This window comes from Micromonospora sp. NPDC000316, from assembly GCF_042898885.1.
In the GTDB taxonomy this organism is placed as follows: Bacteria; Actinomycetota; Actinomycetes; order Mycobacteriales; family Micromonosporaceae; genus Micromonospora.
Map to the genome: position 1 here is coordinate 140,281 of NZ_JBIAZG010000003.1, position 16,067 is coordinate 156,347.

The following is a 16,067-nucleotide window of genomic DNA, read 5'->3' on the forward strand; positions in this document are numbered from 1 at the left end:
AGGCCCCAGGAGATCGCAAGTCCAGCGAGAACTCCGCACGACCAGACAGCGAAAGACTGCATCGTGCAACCCTAAAGGTCGCAACGGCTACTCGATACCCCGAGGCAGGTCTGCTTCGTCACCATTCAATCCGGCCACGCCCGCACAGTAGAGGAACGGCGGCAGGGACCCGGCAGATGTGGTTCACCCCCGGATGCGGTCGGGTGTGACGGGGAACGGGCGGATGCCAGCGGCTCGTCGTCCGGCGAGTTCGATCATGCGAGGTCCGAGCATGCCGATGATCCGGTCCTGTGTGGCCAGCGACGGGACGGCGGTGTCGGGCCCGCGCCGGCGCTGCCCGGCCACCCTCTCAGCGAGCCCTGCGGCCTCCTTCGGGTCGGCCTGATCCGCCCCTCGGTACGGAAAGCGGTCCTTGGAGAGGGTCAGCCACAGGCCCAGATCAGGGCCGCGGCGCCGACCGACGCGGCGAGTGCCAGGGGTACGCGTCGCGCGTCGGTAGAGGGTCATCGTGACAGGACTGCCAGCAGCCTTCGCCTGATCCTGCAGCAGTTGGTGCTGGGCAGCAGGACGGCCGACAGCGCGTCGAGGGCCGCATGAGCCGACAAGCAGCCCGATCGCGCCCAGCCCGACGGAACATCGGGCCGGGCGCGTTCAGCGGGCTATGCGACGAAACGGGAACGGCGTCGGCGTCCGATCAGGTAGCCAGCGCCGCCGAGGAGCAGAAGCGCACTGCCGATGCCGGCCACGGTCGCGGTGTCGTTGCCGGTGACGGGCAGCCCACCGCCCCCGCCGCCGTCGGTGGCGCCCAGGCTGGCGGAGGAAGAAGGAGCGGGTGCGACGGTCGTCGTGGCGCTGGGCGTGGTGCTCGGTGTGGGCGTGGGCTGAGACGTCGCCGTCGGTGTGGGCTGGGCCGCGCAGTCGAGCGCACGTGCGACGTACAGGCCGTTGTTCAGGTAAGCCAGGTACGCGTCGATGGTCGCCTCGTCAAGGGCCTTCTGCGCGGCCGCCTTCACGTTGGCACCGGCGTCCGTCAACGTCCGGACCGCCGTGATCCGCAGAGCCGTTGACCAAGCTTTCTGCACGTCCGCCTTGAGGAATGCGCGCAGATCATCCGCGGTGCCGTCGAGGCGCTCCTGAATGATGTCAGGTAGCACCGGCAACGAGTCGGCGTTCGCCGCGGTCAGGATCTGACCGGTCAACACACGCACCTCGGTATCGGTGGCGGTATCCAGGTCGATGGTGAGAAGCTCGCGGATGTCCTTGTAGACCTTGCGCTCGACTGTCTGGCAGGCCCCGTTCAGCACCGGCGGCTCGGGTTGAGCCATCGCCGGCGCCGCCGGAACCAGAAAGACCAGCGCCACTATGACGCCGGCCGGCAGCTTCCATTGCATGTGGATCTTCCTCCCCGTTTCAAACCAAACGTGGAGAGATTACCTGTCACTCACGCCAGGTCGTTGCCCCATCCGTGACCGGCCCCGCGTCGAGGCTACGAATCGGGGAGGTCGGCGGGGCGGGCATTTTGATCTTCCGCGTCACCGGGTCGCCCCGGCCCGTCCTGCAAGATGAGCATCGGCCGGTTCGGCGACGGGTCGCCGACCATCTGTCGTCCCACCTGCCATTCCTCGCGGAGGTGGACGGCGACGTGGTCGGAATGGCATGACTGATGATCGCTGACCGGGTACCCACGCCCGCGCGGCGGCTTCGGCGCAGCGGCGACGTCCAGTCGGTGTATGTGGTGCCCGAGCTGCGTGACAGCCGGATCGGTGCGACCCTGCTGGAGGCGCTGGCTCCGCTGGCTACCGGAATGACGCTACCGCCGCCATTGACTCGCGGGATCATGTCGAGCATCTGATGGGACGCGAGTTCCGTGACGGGGCGCTGCTGCCGCGGCGCTGTCGTCCGCCAGGTGGTGGACGACGGACGCTGAGCCGGGACCCTTGACTCGGTAAGGGCCCAGGTGTTGGCTTACGGCTATGGGCCCCGCCCCAGCGGAAGAACAGGATTCGTCCACCCGGTCGAATGTGGCTGACCGTCGGCCCGTCGTTCCGTGGTACTACGCGACGATCGGAGTAATCGCAGGAGCCGCGATCGTGGCAACTGCGCTTCTGCCGCAGCAGGTCGGGGGCCTCTCTCTCGTCGCCGCATCCCTGTTTGTGGGAGTGACAAGCCGTATCGCGGGGAAGGCCTCGGGGTCTCGTCTGTCCATTCCGGCGAGCGCCTCCGGCATCGGTTATCTGGTAGCCCTGGCGGTCGTGGTGATCGGGTCCTTGATCGTCGTATGGACCGTCGTGCGCCCTGGCGGTTCGTCGTGGCTCGCCTGGATGCTTGCCGCTCTCGTGTTTGTGGTCGCGTTCTGCGGGACATGGGTGGCGAAGAGGGGGCGTACGGCATAGGCCTGTCAGCGACGTCGCCCACCGACAGATCGCAAACGATCCCTGCGCCCCACTGACCTGGTGCGGTGCGCGGCCACGCGATCGGCTTGCCGAAGTCGTACGTTGACGCTGTCGTTCACCATGGCGATATGGGTAGGTGGCAGCGTCCGTACTCACTCGATGCCGCGACCGGTTTCGCGATGCTGGGGCTGGTCGGGGTGGTTGGTTTCGCCACGTTCCTCGCGATCGTGTACGTGCGCGAGCGCCCGGTTCCCGCGCCGGTTGCGATCCTTGTCGGGGCGTGGTTGGTCGTGTGTGCCGCCGTCGCCCTACGGCAGGCGATGCTCGGTGTCTACGTCAGCGCGGGCGGCATCCGGTCCCGAACCCTTCTCCACACGACCACGGTGCCCTGGGAATCGGTGACGGCCATCCAGAGCGGCATCGCCACCATCGCGGGTCTGGACATGGGCCGCTCCGCGATCATCATCGAGCGCACAGACGGGGCCCCGGTCCAGACCGCGCTCCAGCGCGGTGACCTGCTCCGGCCGTTCACGTTCCGGCCGGAACTGGGCCGGCTGGCCACCTGGCCGGAGCACTACGACGAGATCCTGGCGACACTGCGGGCACACCACCGCGACGAGCAGCCCCGGCACACCGGCCAGACCGGTGGGCCTGCGCGGCCCCGCACCGGCGGTGCCGGGACGACGAGCCCGTCCGCCGGAGTCGGCCGGACGGGCGTCACCCGTGGTGGCCCAACCGCTGACCAGCGGCGGGACATTCACGCGCTGACCCGGCAGCACCAGCGTGGCGCGCTCACCGACGCCGAGTTCGCCGCGGCACTGGCGAAGATCCAGGGCACAAGGGAGGGTTAGCCCTTCCGTAGCGTGGCCGGCGCCGAGTTCACTCGCGCCGGGCGGCTCCGATGATGGCGTACGTCAACAGGCCCGTGACCGCCAGGACGGCCGCGACAACCGCTGCGGGCCGGCTGGTATGGGGTTGGCCCTGCCACGTGGCGAGGGCGCCCCACGTGCCCGATTGCGGGAATATGGCGGCGACGACAGTCCAGCCCAGCGGGAGGAACCAGGCGCGGGTCGCGCCGATGACGCTGGCGCACAGGGCGGTCAGGCCCAGCAGGCCGACGGTGTCGCGGAGCACCAGCGCGGCGGGGCCGAAACGGGCGTCGGTGGGCAGTGTGGCGAGGAGTACGACGAGCACCAGCGCCAGCGCGGCAAGCAGGTGCAGGGCTCGCCGCCAGGGCCAGCGCAGCGACGCGGTGCGCTCCAGGTCCTCGTCCGGGGCGGCGAGCGTTGTCGACAGGACCGACACCATCAGCACGATCGTCAGCACGACGATCAGGAGGATGGCGTCGCGTTCCTTGGCGAGGGTCAGCCACAGCGCCCAGATCAGGGCGGCGGCGCCGACGGACGCGGCCACTGCCAGGGGTACGCGTCGCGCGCGCAGGTGGAGGGTCACCGCGACAGCAGCCCGGTGCTGTCGCGGCAGGCCAGAATCGCGTCGCGTACCGCCGTCACGCGGGAGAGCGCCTCCGGTTCCGGCAGCTTCCGCAGCCCCTGCCACAGCGCGACAGCCTCGGCAGTGATCTCCGGATCCTCCTCGAACACCTCGGGGATCTCCTCGACGGCGGAGACCGGCTGCCTGCCGAGCAGGTAGTAGGCGGCTGCCCGTTCGACCGCGCCGTTGCGCTCGCAGCGCGTGTCGGCGTACCCGATGCCCAGACCGAAGACCATCTCGGGCACCACGACGTCGGGATGGGCCAGGCCGCCGCGTTCGTCGATCCGGACGAAAACCGTGACGACGCCGAGGTCACGCGCCGGCGCACCTTCGATGAGGTAGGCCCGCCGCTCCTCGTGCGCCTGGGTGGGGGCGTTCGGCAGCTTCGCGAGAACTGCCAGCCCTTCGCGGGCGAGCGGGGTCAGGGTGTCGAGCACGTTGGCGTGGATCCGGGTGACGCAGACCTTCGGCGCGTCGTCGGTGCAGACGAGTTCGCGGGCGACCGGATCGACCGGTGCGACGAGAGCGGCCTCGTCGCGGGGGACGATCGCCGCTGCGGCGCCGAAGCCGAGCAGCACCGGCAGCGCGGCGGCCAGCCAGACCCGTGGGTTCCGGGCGACCAGCAGCAGTACGCCCGTCAGCGCGAGCCCGACCATCCAGATGGCGAGCGCGGCGGTGACCCCCGCGTCGATGGTCTGGAACGGATAGAACGAGCCGCTGCCGTAGGCGGGGGACAGCACCGCAGCCATCCAGTCCGGCTGCATGATCGCTGTGAAGAAGACAAGCAGCACACCGGCCACGGCGAGCACGGGGGCGGTCACCAGTGCGGGCAACAGCCGCCCGATGCCCAGGCCGAGCCAGGTCGCCGCGACCAGAGAGAACGCGCCGACAAGCACGATGGCGACGACGTCCGGCGGAAAGTAGCCGGTGGTCGAGGCGAGCTGCACGCCGCCCGCGACGACGACGAGCACGTAGGCGAGCCCGAGTGCGGCACCCATCGCGACGAGCACCGGCAGCATCCGCCGCAACGGTGAGCGGGGTGTGGTGTCGAACAGCTCACCGACCTTGGCGCGGTGCTCGCGGCGGCCCTGCCACGCGCCGGCGGCCAGGGCGATCGGCCACAGCAGGATCATGTATTCCTTCGTGGTCAGTGCGAGGGACAACCACCCGTCCGACCAGCGCCCCCGGGCGAGGTAGAGAGTGGCCACACCGACCGTCAACGCGAGCAGGGCTGCGCCGAGCGCGGCGGAGCGGCGCAGTTCGATCCGCAGGATGCTCATTGGGCGACCTCCGCCCGGTGGGAGCGCAGCAGGGCCGAGTAGCCGCGTTCGGCGGGGCTGTCGCCCGCATGGCTGTCGTCGCCCTGTGCGGCGAGCGCGGTAGGCGTGCCCTGCCACACCAGCCGGCCCTCGTTGACAAGCACCACCTCGGTGCAGGCGGCCACCACGTCCTCGACCAGATGGGTGGAGACCAGAACGCAGGCGTCCGTGCCCAGGTCACGCAGCAGCTCGCGCAGGTCGAGGCGCTGCTCCGGGTCGAGGCCGACGGTCGGCTCGTCCATCAGCAGCACCTGCGGGTCGTTCACGATGGCCTGGGCGACGCCGGCCCGGCGCAGCATCCCGCCGGAGAGTGTCTTGAGCCGGGCGTCGGCCTTGGCGCTGAGCCCCACCCGGTCGATTGCGCGTTGCGTGGCCGCCGGGATGTCGGCCTTCGGCATCTCCTTCAACCAGGCCATGTACGCCACGAACTCGCGCACCGTGAACCGCGGGTAGTAGCCGAAGTGCTGCGGCAGGTAGCCCAGCGCACGCCGGGCCGGCCGCAGGTCGGCGCGGCCGTCGACGGGGCAGCCGAGCACTGTCAGCCGGCCACCGGACGGCTTGATCACCGTGGCGAGGGCGCGCATAAGCGTCGTCTTGCCCGCGCCGTTGGGCCCGAGCAGGCCGTGGACGCCGGTGCCCAGGCTCAGATCGAGCCCGTCGACGGCCAGGTGGCGCCCGGCGCGCACCTTCAACGCTTCGGCGTGGACGGCCCAGGGGTGGGTGGTGGCGGTCGTCTCCGCCGTGCTCACCGCTCGCATTGTGGTTCCTCTCAGAACGAGGTGAGGCGCCGGAAACTGTCGGCGCGCAGCAGGGTCAGGGCGGCCAGTACGACCGTGAGGAGGGCCCACGCGCCGGTGGCGGCGGGTTCGAGCAGCACGGGCAGTTCGGCGGTGACGAGGCTGGGGGCGACCACCGCGGCGGCCCAGGCCGCCATCAGGCCGATCGCCGCGCGCTGGACGCCCACGAGGGAGCCGAGCAGCAGCGTGGCAGCCGTGAAGGCCAGACACGGCAACAGCAGTAGCGCGGGGTTCGCCCGGCTCACACCGAAGGCGGCGAGCACGGTGAGCACCGGGATGACAAGGACAAGCACGACTGCGGTACGCCGCAGCAGCATCGTCAGGCCGGCCGACGGGGTGCCGGCGACCAGCTCCCAGGCCGGGTCCACGCGTCTGCTCCAGGCGGCCGCCACACCGGGCAGCGGCGCCAGGGGCGCGAGCAGCACCACGAACGACGGCATCTCGGGCAGGAGTTGCGTGAGCAGGGCGGCGGTGCCGAGCACTGCGGCGGTCATGGCGACCCAGGGCAGCAGCGCCGCCACGAACCAGCGCTGCCGCACCGGCGTACCGAAGAGAGTCTTGGATCGTGGTCGTGGGCCGGCGGCGATGTCGCGGTCGACGGCTGCCGCGACCTGGGCGATCAGGGCGCGCGACGCGGCAGTGGTGCTGCCGGCCAGGCGGGCGCGGCAGTCGGCGCAGCTCTCCAGGTGCACCTCGATCGACCAGACGGTCGCCTCGTCCAGCCCGGGGCCGCCCTCGGCGTAGCTGTCGATCTCGCTCAGGGTGGGATGCGTGGTCATGACAGGGCCTCCCGCAGGGCGATCCGGGCTCGGCGGACCCGGGACTTGACGGTGTTCTCGGGTACGCCCAGCAGCACCGACGTCTCGCGGACGGAGAAGCCGTCGAGGACTGTGGCCCGCAGCACCGCGCGGACCTCGGCCGGCAGGACGGCGAGGGCCTGTTCGAGCTCCTGCCCGACGCGGCCGGCCAGGACCTCGTCCTCCGCGGCGGGCACGACGGTGTCGGTCGGGTGCACCTGCGGCATCCGGGCCTGCCGGGCGCGACGGCGGAACGCGTCGACAAGGCGGTGCGCGGCGATTGTCCACAACCAACCGACGGCGCTGCCCTTGACGTGGTCGCCGGCGAAGCTGCCGGCCGCCCGCCAGAGGGCCAGGTAGGTCTCCTGGAGCACGTCGGCGACCACGTCCGGGTCGGCACAGCGGCGGCGCAGCCGCACCTCCAACCACGGCGCCGTACGCCTGTACAGCTCGTCAAAGGCCCGCCGGTCGCCGTGGGCCACGCGGCGCACGAGTTCCTGCTCGTCGGCCGCATCCAGGCTTCGTCTCACATGGGGTAAGACGACTGCTCCCGCGTGATGGGGTCTTGCGATGATGTGATCGCCGCCACACTCGTCCTTTCCTCAGTCGATACGTCGGTGCGTCTTGAAGAGGAGTTTCCGCCGATGGTGTCGTATCGAGGCGCAACCGTTCGTGGAGCAAGTGTGCGGCCGGCTGGGCCACACACGAGAAATCGGGGCGGCTCCCGTCGCGGGGGCTGAGAGGAGACGGCCATGACGGAGTACCTGATCGCTTTCAACGACGAGTGGGTGCCCGAGCACACGGCGGAGGAGTTGCGCGAGAAGGCCAGGGTGAGTCATGCCCTGATCGCGGAGATGCAGGCCGAGGGCGTGCTGATCTTCACAAACGGTGGGCTCGACCGGTCCACCGCGGTGTGTGGTGTCGAGTCGGTCGACGGCAAGCCCGTCTTCACCGACGGCCCGTACGTCGAGACGAAGGAACACCTCGGGGGCTTCGTCGTCGTGGACGTGCCCGACGACGAGGCGGCGCGATACTGGGCTGGACGGCTCGCGACCGTGCTCGACTGGCCGCAGGAGGTGCACCGGTTCCGAAGCGCGGGGATGGCCCGGGGTGACGGCTCCGGGGAGCGGTGAGCGCCCAGGAAGCCGACAGCCCGGAGCCCGCGACCACCGCCACCATCGAGCAGGCGATCACCCGTGCCCACCGCGAGGAGTGGGCGCGGGTGGTCGCCGGCCTCGCGCGCCGCTTCGGCGATCTCGATGTGGCCGAGGAGGCGGCGGCCGAGGCGTTCGCGTCGGCTGCGGAGCGGTGGCCGCGCGAGGGCGTACCCCCGAATCCCGGCGGTTGGCTCGCCACCACCGCGAGCCGCAAGGCGATCGACCGGCTGCGTCGCGAGGCGCAGCGCGACGCCAAGCACCAGGCGGCCCGGCTCATGTTCGACGACACCCCTCCCGCGCCGACCGGCCCGGTCGAGGACGACCGGCTCAGGCTGATCTTCACCTGCTGTCACCCGGCGCTCGCGGTGGAGGCCCGCGTGGCGCTCACCCTGCGCCTGCTCGGCGGCCTCACCGTCGCAGAGATCGCCCGCGCCTTCCTGGTGCCGGAGACCACGATGGCACGTCGGATCACCCGCGCCAAGGCGAAGATCAAGGGGGCGCGCATTCCCTACCGGGTGCCGTCGGCCGACGACATCCGCGAGCGCCTCGCCGGCGTGCTCGCGGTCGTCTACCTCGTCTTCAACGAGGGCTATCTCGCAGGCGAGGGGGACGACCCGGTGCGCGGCGACCTCACCGACGAGGCGATCCGCCTCGGCCGCCTGCTCCGGACGCTCCTCCCCGACCACGGCGAGGTGACCGGCCTGCTCGCCCTGATGCTCCTCACCGACGCCCGGCGGCACGCGCGGGTGTCCCGCACCGGCGAGCTGGTGACCCTCGACGAGCAGGACCGGGGGGCCTGGGACCGTACCCTCCTCGCCGAGGGCAACGCCCTGGTACGGGAGCGAATCGAGGCGGTGGCGACCCGCGGTGACCTGCCCGGGCGCTACCAGCTGCTGGCCGCGATCAACGTGGTTCACACGGACGCCCCATCGGCCCGGGACACCGACTGGTCCACAATCGTCGCCCTCTACGGCCGTCTGTTGCTGCTCGACCCCTCGCCGATCGTGCGGCTCAACCGTGCGGTAGCGGTCTCCGAAATCGACGGCCCCGGCGTCGGGCTCGCCGAGGTCGACCGGCTCGCCGAGGCCTTGGACGGCTACCACGCCTTCCACGCCGCACGCGCCGACCTGCTGCGGCGACTCGGGCGCAGCGGCGAGTCGCGGGAGGCGTACGACCGGGCCATCGGTCTTGCCGGCAACCCGGCGGAACGGGCCTACCTCACCCGGCGACGCGACCAGCTCGCCGGCTGACGGCGCCCGGCGTCGGGCCGACAACCGCTGCATCAGGGTGAGGGACCGCCGTTGTCACGATTCGCGCTTGTCGACGGTGTCGACCGGACCGAGCGTCCGATCCCCGGCGAGGAGCGGCTCGGGCAGCCATGTCGTGGTCTGGCCCTGCCGTCCGAGGTGGCGGCCGCGGCCGACAGGCAGATCGCCACGGCGGCGAGGAGCGGCGGGCGGGCGCCCAGGTGGACGGCCGCGGAACCGAGTGGGATCGCCGCTACGAGAGGTCCGAACATCGCGGTGTTGGCCGTCGCGGACACCCGCCCCAGCAGCGCCGACGGCGTGTGCGTCTGCACGGCGGTCACCGCGGCGACCAGGGTCCAGGGCAGGCCGACACCGGCGACCACAGCGCCGACAACCGTGACCGGCCACCACGGCAGACAGCGCGCCAGGCAACCGATGGCGAACAGCGTCGTCCCGGCCACGCCGTGGAGATCGTCTCGCCGGGTTCGGAGGCGATGGACTCGGTGACCAAGGTCCGCGAGTACGCGTCGGTGGGGATCCCGCAGTACTGGGTCGTGGACCGGGACGGCGCGCAGACGGTCACCCTGCACCGGCTGGCGAGGGACGGCGCCTACGAGGAGCGGGCGCGGATGCCACTTGCCTGGCTGCTTCAGACCGCGCCCGCCGACCACCTCGACTGAGTGCTCTTCTACCGCCGCACCACGGCGCCCCGGGAGGCCCGGTGGGCGCTGTCGTGATCCGGACTGGACGGTAAAGCCCCTGGTAGAGCACGCTTGGGGCAGGTGGAGGCAGACGGGTGGCGGGCCACATCCCAACCCTCCGGACCGGCGGGGACAACATCGTCCGCACCGGTGCCGCCCCAACCCACACACCCCTGCGGGCGCCCGCAGCGGTGCTTCCGCCCAGCGGGACGAGGACGTCGGCACTGCCGACAGTCAGGCGACGCCGCCCAACGGCTTCCTGCCGTCCCCGTGCCCCGCCGGCCTTTCGCACTGTGGACCCCGCCGGGTCCGGTGTCGCTCAACCGCGCGCCGAGCCCTGGCGACCGAGCCAGAAGGGGCCCGACATGGCCGCTCCCACCGTGACCGCAGCCCTCAACGCATCCGTCTTCGCGCCGGGTGACCAGATGCTGCTGACCGTCACGTACTCCGACACCGACACCAAATCGCTCACCGTCACCATCGTGGTCACCGACGCGCAGGGCAACAGCAGCGCGCCGGTCAAGGTCAGCGCCGTCATCGACCCGCTCGCCGTGACCGTCACCGACAACTCCGGGCGTACCTGGACCCGGGTCTCCGACAACGGCTCGGTGGCCGTGTACCGGGCGGTGGCGTGATGCCCCGGGTCACCGTCCAGGTTCGCGACGCCGCCGGACACACCACGACGGCCGCCGCCGACTACAACCTCAGCCAGCCGGTGCTCGGTGGCTACTACCTGTCCGGCGGCGCCGACCCGACCGCCGACATGGCCGGCGGCAACTTCCGCTCCCTCACCCAGTACCGCAGCTTCGCCGACGGATACACCTTCCCCGGCTACAACCGGCCCTGGCTCGTCAACCTGGGCAAGGCCGCGGTGCAGATGAACATGGTGCTGGAGTTGAAGCACTACGGCGCCCCGGACACCGGGCCGCAGACCTTCACCGTGGACGGCACGACCTACACCGTGCCGGCGCCGTCGATGACCATCCAGCAACGCCCCGGCACCGGGTGGCCGAAGGCGTACGGGTACACGCAGGTCGTCACCGGCCAGTGCGACGGGCTGCTGCACCGCGCCCTTGCGCAGTATCGGACGCTCGGCTTCGGGGTGAACATCCAGCTCGCCTCCGAGTTGGACACCGACCACGAGTTCGGCACCACCGAGAGCGGCAAGGCCTACACGTGGGCCGAGTCGGACGCCCGCGCGGTGCAGGCGGTCAACTACATCCTCACCTGGTTCAAGGCCCGCACACTGCCCGCCGGCACGACCTTCTCGATCGGTCTCGGCGGCTTCGACCGGGCCTGCTTCCAGCGCACCCACCCCGAGTCGCTGATGTCCCGGCTGGACTTCCTCCAGTGGAACGCGTACGCCACAGACGCCAAGGACACCGCCCTGGCCCGGTTCCGCCGTACGAAGGACTGGGCGGTGGCGGACCTCGGCCCGGTGGCACTGTCCCGACCAGTGATCATCGCGGAGTGGGGGGTGCGGTCGGCTGAGATCCCGAACCAACCCGCCTGGATCGCCAGCGTCCCGGCGGCCATCGCCCAGCTCAACGCCGAGCGCGGGCCGCGGATCGCCAGGACCAACTACTTCAACTCCGGGTGGGGCACCCTGTCGCCGAGGGCGGCCGGGCTTGCCGCGCTCCGGACCGCGTACGCCACAAGGCCGTACGTCTGACCGCGCGCGGCCCGCCGATCGGCTACCTATGCTCGGGGAATGGAACTGAGGATCTTCACCGAGCCGCAGCAGGGTGCCACCTATGACCAGTTGCTCGCGGTGGCCCGCTGTGCCGAGGACGCCGGCTACGGCGCGTTCTTCCGGTCCGACCACTACCTCAAGATGGGTGGGGTGAGCGGCGACCCCGGCCCCACCGACGCGTGGACCACGCTCGCCGGCCTGGCCCGGGACACCAGCCGAATCCGGCTCGGCACCCTGATGACCGCCGCCACCTTCCGGCTGCCCGGCCCGCTGGCGATCACCGTGGCACAGGTCGACCAGATGAGCGGCGGTCGGGTGGAGCTGGGCATCGGCACCGGCTGGTACGCCGACGAGCACACCGCGTACGGCATTCCGTTCCCGGCGCTGGGGGAGCGGTTCGACCGGCTGGAGGAGCAGCTCGCCGTCATCACCGGCCTCTGGTCCACCCCGGCGGGGGAGCGGTTCGAGTACGACGGCAGGTACTACCCGATCCGCGACTCACCGGCACTGCCCAAGCCCGTGCAGCAGCCCCGACCGCCGATCCTGCTCGGCGGGATGGGCCCGAAGCGCACCCCCCGGCTGGCCGCCCGCTACGCCGACGAGTTCAACCTGCCGTTCGCCTCGGTGGCGGACACGGCGGCGCAGTTCGAGCGGGTCAGCGCGGCCTGCGCCGAGATCGGCCGGGACCCGGCCGGCATGGTCTGGTCCAACGCCCTGGTGCTGTGCTGCGGGCGCAACGACGCCGAGGTGGCCCGGCGTGCCGCCGCCATCGGCCGCGAACCGGACGAGCTGCGGGCCAACGGCCTGGCCGGTACGCCCGACGAGGTCCTGGACACCATCGGCCGGTACGCCAAGATCGGCAGCCAGCGGCTCTACCTCCAGGTGCTGGACCTGGCCGACCTGGACCACCTCGAGCTGGTCGCCACCGAGGTGATGGCCAACCTCTAGGGCTCGCGCGGCGGCGGCCCCGGCGCTGGTACGGGCGTCGGGGCGGGCGCGGGCGCGGGTGTCGGACGGGGGCCGGGCGTGGGCGACGGGTGGCTCGCCCACCGCGCATCCGGTGGGGCGCTGGCCGGCTCGATCGCGCTGCCGGTCGGGTCCAGCTCCTCCTCGGAGGGGAACACGTCGCCGCGCGGGGCCGGGTCACGGTAGCTGCTCATGGGCGTAGGGTTCCCCGACGATGGTGAGAACAACCGTGCCCGATCGTCCGGTGTCCGTGGCGTCTGGTCTGTCGGAGGATGCGGAGAGCGACGCCACGGTCATGAACGGGGGTCCGAGCGTGGAGCTGCGCCGGAGTCGGGGGTCCCGACTGCTCGCCCTGGTATGCGTACTCGGCGGGGTGGTGCTGTTGGCCGTGCCCAGCGACGGCGCCCTGCTCCGGACGATCATCGCGCTCGGTGCGGTCGCGCTCGGTGTCGCGGCGCTGGTCAGCGCCCTGCGGCCGTTCCGGTTCAGGATCGGCGAGGACGGGCTTACCATCCGGCGTCCGGGCCTGCGCCGGTCGATCGCCTGGGCCGAGGTCGACGCGCTGGTCCTCGACGAGCCACCCCGACGGGACGGCCGTCCGGACCCGCCGCGCCTGCTGCTGGTGCCCCCGCCGGGTGTGCCGGTCGAGCCCGTGACCGCCCGCCACCCGATCGACGGGCGGCCCGCGATCGAGCTGCTCGTCCTCGACCAGATCCGGGAGCAGCCCGAGCAGGTGGCCGCCGCGCTCGCCCGCTACGCAGGCGGTCGTTTTGTGGACCTGCCCGCGCAGCGCCGTGCCGCATTCGCCGACCCGGACCTGCCCGTCGGCCTGCGCGGCTACCAGATGAACCGGGTCGACGAGTTGATCCGACGCGGCCAGGACGCGCTGCTGTCCGGTGACGCGCAGGCCCGGCAGGCCGCCCGCGACGAGATCGAACACGCCTGCGCGGCCGGCCTGCCGATCGCCCAGCGGGGGTACGGCGGGCTCCAGGCCGACACGGCACTTGACGCCCTCGCCGCCGCGCTCGCCGACCACCCGACCACCGACCGGAGGACCACGCAGTGACCGCCCCCGGACAGGGCGGCCCGCCGGCCGCCGCCGACGTGCCGCGCCGCAACTGGGCCGGCAACGTGCGCTACGCCGCGCGGGAGTTCCACCGACCCGCCACGACCGACGAACTGCGCCGGCTCGTCGCCGGCAGCAGCCGGATCCGCGCGGTCGGCACCGGGCACTCCTTCAACCGCCTCGGCGACACCGACGGCGACCTGGTCACCCTCGCCGGCCTGCCCCCGACGATCGAGATCGACCGGGAGCGCGGGCAGGTCACCGTCGCCGGCGCGTTGCGCTACGGCGACGTCGCCCAACACCTGCACACACAGGGGTACGCGCTGGCGAACCTCGCCTCGCTGCCGCACATCTCCGTGGCCGGCGCGGTGGCCACCGCCACCCACGGCTCCGGCCAGACCCACGGCAACCTCGCCACCTCCGTCGCCGCCCTGGAAATGGTCACCGCCGACGGCGACCTGCTGCGCGTGGACCGCGACGACGACACGTTCGCCGGCATGGTGGTCGGGCTCGGCGCGCTCGGCATCGTCACTCGGGTCACCCTGGACCTGGTGCCGACCTTCGACCTGCGCCAGTTCGTCCGCCTCGACCTCGCCCCCGAGGCGCTGGACGAGGCGCTCGGCTCGGCGTACAGCGTGAGTGTCTTCACCGACTGGCGTACGCCGACGCTGCGGGAGGTGTGGCGCAAGCAGGTGGTGGACCAGTCGCCTCCGGAGGCGGACTGGCTCGGCACCACGGCCGCCGACGAGCCACGGCACCCGGTGCTCGGGATGCCTGCGGAAAACTGCACAGTCCAGCTTGGTGTGCCCGGCCCGTGGCACGAGCGGCTGCCGCACTTCAAGCTCGGCTTCACCCCGAGCAGCGGCGACGAACTCCAATCCGAGTACCACGTGCCCCGCGCCTCGGCGATGGAGGCGCTCGCCGCGCTGGGGGACGTGGCGCACCTGATCGCCCCGGTGCTCCAGGTGTGCGAGCTGCGTACGGTGGCGGCGGATGAGTTGTGGCTCAGCCCGAACCACCTGCGGGACAGCCTCGCGGTGCACTTCACCTGGGTCGACGACGCCGCTGCGGTGCTGCCGGTGCTTGTCGAGGTGGAGGCGCGGCTGGCCCCGTTCGGGCCGCGCCCGCACTGGGGCAAGGTCTTCGTCACCGATCCGGCCGAATTGGCCGCCCGCTACCCGAGGTACGCCGACTTCACCGCCCTGCTGACCGACCTGGACCCGAAGGGCAAGTTCCGCACCGACCTGCTGGACCACTACTTCCCCCGCTGATCACCGGGAGTTTGCGGCGGCCGGGGTGCGCAGCGTGCTTCGCTGAACTGCTCGGCTGATGTCGCTGGGGGAGATGATGCCGGTGAGGCGACCGTCGTCGGTCACCACCAGGGCCCGGCCGTCGGCGCACTCGCTGAGCCGTGGGAGCAGGTCGTTGAGCTGTTCCCCCGGCTGGGCGAGGACCAGTTGGTCAGCCCGGCAGGCCACCTCGGCCAGAGTTGTCGACGCCCGCCTGTCGGCCGGTACGCCCCGTACCCGATCCAGGGTCACCAGCCCGGTAGGGCGGCCCTCCTCGGTCAGCGGCAGCGCCGAATGCCGGTACGCGAACAGGTAGTGGTCGACGAAGTCGGCGACCGTCATGTCCGCCGAGGCGGTCTGCGGTTGTGGGGTCATCACGTCGGCGACCCGGATCCCGCGCAGCGCGCTGCCGGTGCGGGCCTGCCGCTCCTCCATCCCGGCAGCGCCGATGAGGAACCAGCCGATCAACGCCAGCCACAGCCCACCGAAGCCGACGCCGGACAGGAACTGCCACAGGCCGAGACCGATAAGCAGCGCGCCGAGCACCCAGCCGGCCCGGGCGGCGACCACCGAGGCCCGGGTCCGGTCGCCGGTGGCCTTCCAGACGGCGGCGCGGAGCAGCCGGCCGCCGTCCAGGGGTGCGGCAGGCAGCACGTTGAAGATCGCCAGCAGTACGTTGATGCCGGCCAGCCACGCCAGCGCCCCGAGCAGCAGCCCGCCCTGCCCGGCAAGCGCGAGCAGCACCGCGATGGCGCCGAAGAACGCGCCGAGCAGCAGGCTGACCAGCGGGCCGACGCCCGCGATCCGTAACTCCGCACCCGGGTCGCGCGGCTCGCCCCGCAACTCGGCCACGCCGCCGAACAGCCACAGCGTGATGCCCTCGACCGTCAGGCCGTTGCGCTTGGCCACCACGGCGTGGGACACCTCGTGGGCGAGCAGGCCGACGAAGAAGACCACCGCCGCTGCCAGCCCCGCGATGGCGTACGCCACCGGGGAGCGGTCAGGATACGAGCGGGGGAACTGGTTGGCGGCCAACCCCCAGGCGATCAAGGCGAAGATAACCAGAACGCTCCAGTTGACACCGACCGGCACACCCGCGATCCGACCAAGTCGGAAGCTCGCCCTCATCCCCGACTCATACCCGCGGATGG

20 protein-coding genes are annotated in these 16,067 nt (G+C 71.7%); 10 read left to right on the forward strand and 10 right to left on the reverse strand.

Annotated elements, in window-relative coordinates; genetic code table 11:
* Positions 1 to 183 precede the first annotated feature (183 nt).
* Positions 184 to 507: a hypothetical protein gene (locus ACFY2Q_RS08860; RefSeq protein ID WP_387128604.1), complete on the reverse strand. Its 324-nt coding sequence runs from the start codon at positions 505 to 507 to the stop codon at positions 184 to 186.
* A gap of 152 nt (positions 508 to 659) precedes the next feature.
* Positions 660 to 1,391 (reverse strand): LPXTG cell wall anchor domain-containing protein, encoded by a 732-nt coding sequence (locus ACFY2Q_RS08865; RefSeq protein WP_387128605.1) that lies wholly within the window; start codon positions 1,389 to 1,391, stop codon positions 660 to 662.
* Between the two features lie 272 nt (positions 1,392 to 1,663).
* Between ACFY2Q_RS08865 and ACFY2Q_RS08870 the strand changes: the two genes are divergently transcribed.
* Both ACFY2Q_RS08870 and ACFY2Q_RS08875 read left to right on the forward strand, forming a co-directional pair.
* On the forward strand, positions 1,664 to 1,852 hold the full coding sequence (locus ACFY2Q_RS08870) for a hypothetical protein (protein WP_387128606.1): 189 nt from the start codon (positions 1,664 to 1,666) through the stop codon (positions 1,850 to 1,852).
* Between the two features lie 669 nt (positions 1,853 to 2,521).
* Positions 2,522 to 3,244, forward strand: coding sequence for a hypothetical protein (locus ACFY2Q_RS08875; protein WP_387128607.1), 723 nt, complete (start codon positions 2,522 to 2,524; stop codon positions 3,242 to 3,244).
* Positions 3,245 to 3,272: 28 nt separating this feature from the next.
* On the opposite strand, the gene ACFY2Q_RS08880 is transcribed toward ACFY2Q_RS08875, so the two are convergent.
* From ACFY2Q_RS08880 to ACFY2Q_RS08900, 5 genes are read right to left on the reverse strand one after another with little or no spacing between them, the layout of a single operon-like run.
* A complete protein-coding gene (locus tag ACFY2Q_RS08880; RefSeq protein WP_387128608.1) occupies positions 3,273 to 3,845 on the reverse strand; it encodes a hypothetical protein in 573 nt (190 codons plus the stop codon).
* Positions 3,842 to 5,164 (reverse strand): hypothetical protein, encoded by a 1,323-nt coding sequence (locus tag ACFY2Q_RS08885; protein ID WP_387128609.1) that lies wholly within the window; start codon positions 5,162 to 5,164, stop codon positions 3,842 to 3,844. The genes ACFY2Q_RS08880 and ACFY2Q_RS08885 overlap by 4 nt, the downstream gene beginning before the upstream one ends.
* Positions 5,161 to 5,961, reverse strand: coding sequence for an ATP-binding cassette domain-containing protein (locus ACFY2Q_RS08890; RefSeq protein ID WP_387128610.1), 801 nt, complete (start codon positions 5,959 to 5,961; stop codon positions 5,161 to 5,163). The genes ACFY2Q_RS08885 and ACFY2Q_RS08890 overlap by 4 nt, the downstream gene beginning before the upstream one ends.
* Before the next feature lie 11 nt (positions 5,962 to 5,972).
* Positions 5,973 to 6,779 (reverse strand): hypothetical protein, encoded by an 807-nt coding sequence (locus ACFY2Q_RS08895; protein WP_387128611.1) that lies wholly within the window; start codon positions 6,777 to 6,779, stop codon positions 5,973 to 5,975.
* Positions 6,776 to 7,327: an RNA polymerase sigma factor gene (locus tag ACFY2Q_RS08900; protein WP_387128612.1), complete on the reverse strand. Its 552-nt coding sequence runs from the start codon at positions 7,325 to 7,327 to the stop codon at positions 6,776 to 6,778. The genes ACFY2Q_RS08895 and ACFY2Q_RS08900 overlap by 4 nt, the downstream gene beginning before the upstream one ends.
* Positions 7,328 to 7,549: 222 nt before the next feature.
* Between ACFY2Q_RS08900 and ACFY2Q_RS08905 the strand changes: the two genes are divergently transcribed.
* Positions 7,550 to 7,930 (forward strand): YciI family protein, encoded by a 381-nt coding sequence (locus ACFY2Q_RS08905; protein ID WP_387128613.1) that lies wholly within the window; start codon positions 7,550 to 7,552, stop codon positions 7,928 to 7,930.
* Entirely contained in the window at positions 7,927 to 9,204 is a 1,278-nt protein-coding gene (locus ACFY2Q_RS08910; RefSeq protein WP_387128614.1) for an RNA polymerase sigma factor, read from the forward strand. The genes ACFY2Q_RS08905 and ACFY2Q_RS08910 overlap by 4 nt, the downstream gene beginning before the upstream one ends.
* Before the next feature lie 32 nt (positions 9,205 to 9,236).
* Here the strand turns inward: ACFY2Q_RS08910 and ACFY2Q_RS08915 are convergent, their stop codons facing one another.
* Positions 9,237 to 9,662, reverse strand: a complete 426-nt coding sequence (locus tag ACFY2Q_RS08915) for a hypothetical protein (RefSeq protein WP_387129146.1) — start codon at positions 9,660 to 9,662, stop codon at positions 9,237 to 9,239.
* 3 nt (positions 9,663 to 9,665) lie between these two features.
* On the opposite strand from ACFY2Q_RS08915, the gene ACFY2Q_RS08920 reads away from it, so the two are divergent.
* The 4 genes from ACFY2Q_RS08920 to ACFY2Q_RS08935 all read left to right on the forward strand — a co-directional run bounded on the left by ACFY2Q_RS08920 (position 9,666) and on the right by ACFY2Q_RS08935 (position 12,543).
* On the forward strand, positions 9,666 to 9,881 hold the full coding sequence (locus tag ACFY2Q_RS08920; RefSeq protein ID WP_387128615.1) for a Uma2 family endonuclease: 216 nt from the start codon (positions 9,666 to 9,668) through the stop codon (positions 9,879 to 9,881).
* A gap of 386 nt (positions 9,882 to 10,267) precedes the next feature.
* Complete coding sequence (locus ACFY2Q_RS08925) at positions 10,268 to 10,537, forward strand: hypothetical protein (RefSeq protein WP_387128617.1); 270 nt, start codon at positions 10,268 to 10,270, stop codon at positions 10,535 to 10,537.
* Positions 10,537 to 11,574 carry a hypothetical protein gene (locus ACFY2Q_RS08930; protein ID WP_387128619.1) on the forward strand — a complete coding sequence of 346 codons (1,038 nt, stop codon included), beginning with the start codon at positions 10,537 to 10,539 and terminating at the stop codon, positions 11,572 to 11,574. Before ACFY2Q_RS08925 ends, ACFY2Q_RS08930 begins: the two co-directional genes overlap by 1 nt.
* Positions 11,575 to 11,613: 39 nt before the next feature.
* Complete coding sequence (locus tag ACFY2Q_RS08935; protein ID WP_387128621.1) at positions 11,614 to 12,543, forward strand: LLM class F420-dependent oxidoreductase; 930 nt, start codon at positions 11,614 to 11,616, stop codon at positions 12,541 to 12,543.
* Here ACFY2Q_RS08935 and ACFY2Q_RS08940 read toward each other — a convergent pair.
* On the reverse strand, positions 12,540 to 12,755 hold the full coding sequence (locus tag ACFY2Q_RS08940; protein ID WP_387128622.1) for a hypothetical protein: 216 nt from the start codon (positions 12,753 to 12,755) through the stop codon (positions 12,540 to 12,542). The genes ACFY2Q_RS08935 and ACFY2Q_RS08940 overlap by 4 nt on opposite strands.
* Before the next feature lie 101 nt (positions 12,756 to 12,856).
* On the opposite strand from ACFY2Q_RS08940, the gene ACFY2Q_RS08945 reads away from it, so the two are divergent.
* Together ACFY2Q_RS08945 and ACFY2Q_RS08950 are read left to right on the forward strand one after the other, a co-directional pair.
* A complete protein-coding gene (locus ACFY2Q_RS08945) occupies positions 12,857 to 13,627 on the forward strand; it encodes a hypothetical protein (RefSeq protein ID WP_387128623.1) in 771 nt (256 codons plus the stop codon).
* On the forward strand, positions 13,624 to 14,898 hold the full coding sequence (locus tag ACFY2Q_RS08950; RefSeq protein WP_387128624.1) for an FAD-binding protein: 1,275 nt from the start codon (positions 13,624 to 13,626) through the stop codon (positions 14,896 to 14,898). The genes ACFY2Q_RS08945 and ACFY2Q_RS08950 overlap by 4 nt, the downstream gene beginning before the upstream one ends.
* Here the strand turns inward: ACFY2Q_RS08950 and ACFY2Q_RS08955 are convergent, their stop codons facing one another.
* The gene (locus tag ACFY2Q_RS08955) at positions 14,899 to 16,044 is read right to left on the reverse strand and encodes a site-2 protease family protein (RefSeq protein ID WP_387128626.1); all 1,146 of its coding nucleotides are present in this window, start codon (positions 16,042 to 16,044) and stop codon (positions 14,899 to 14,901) included.
* Positions 16,045 to 16,067: the final 23 nt, after the last annotated feature.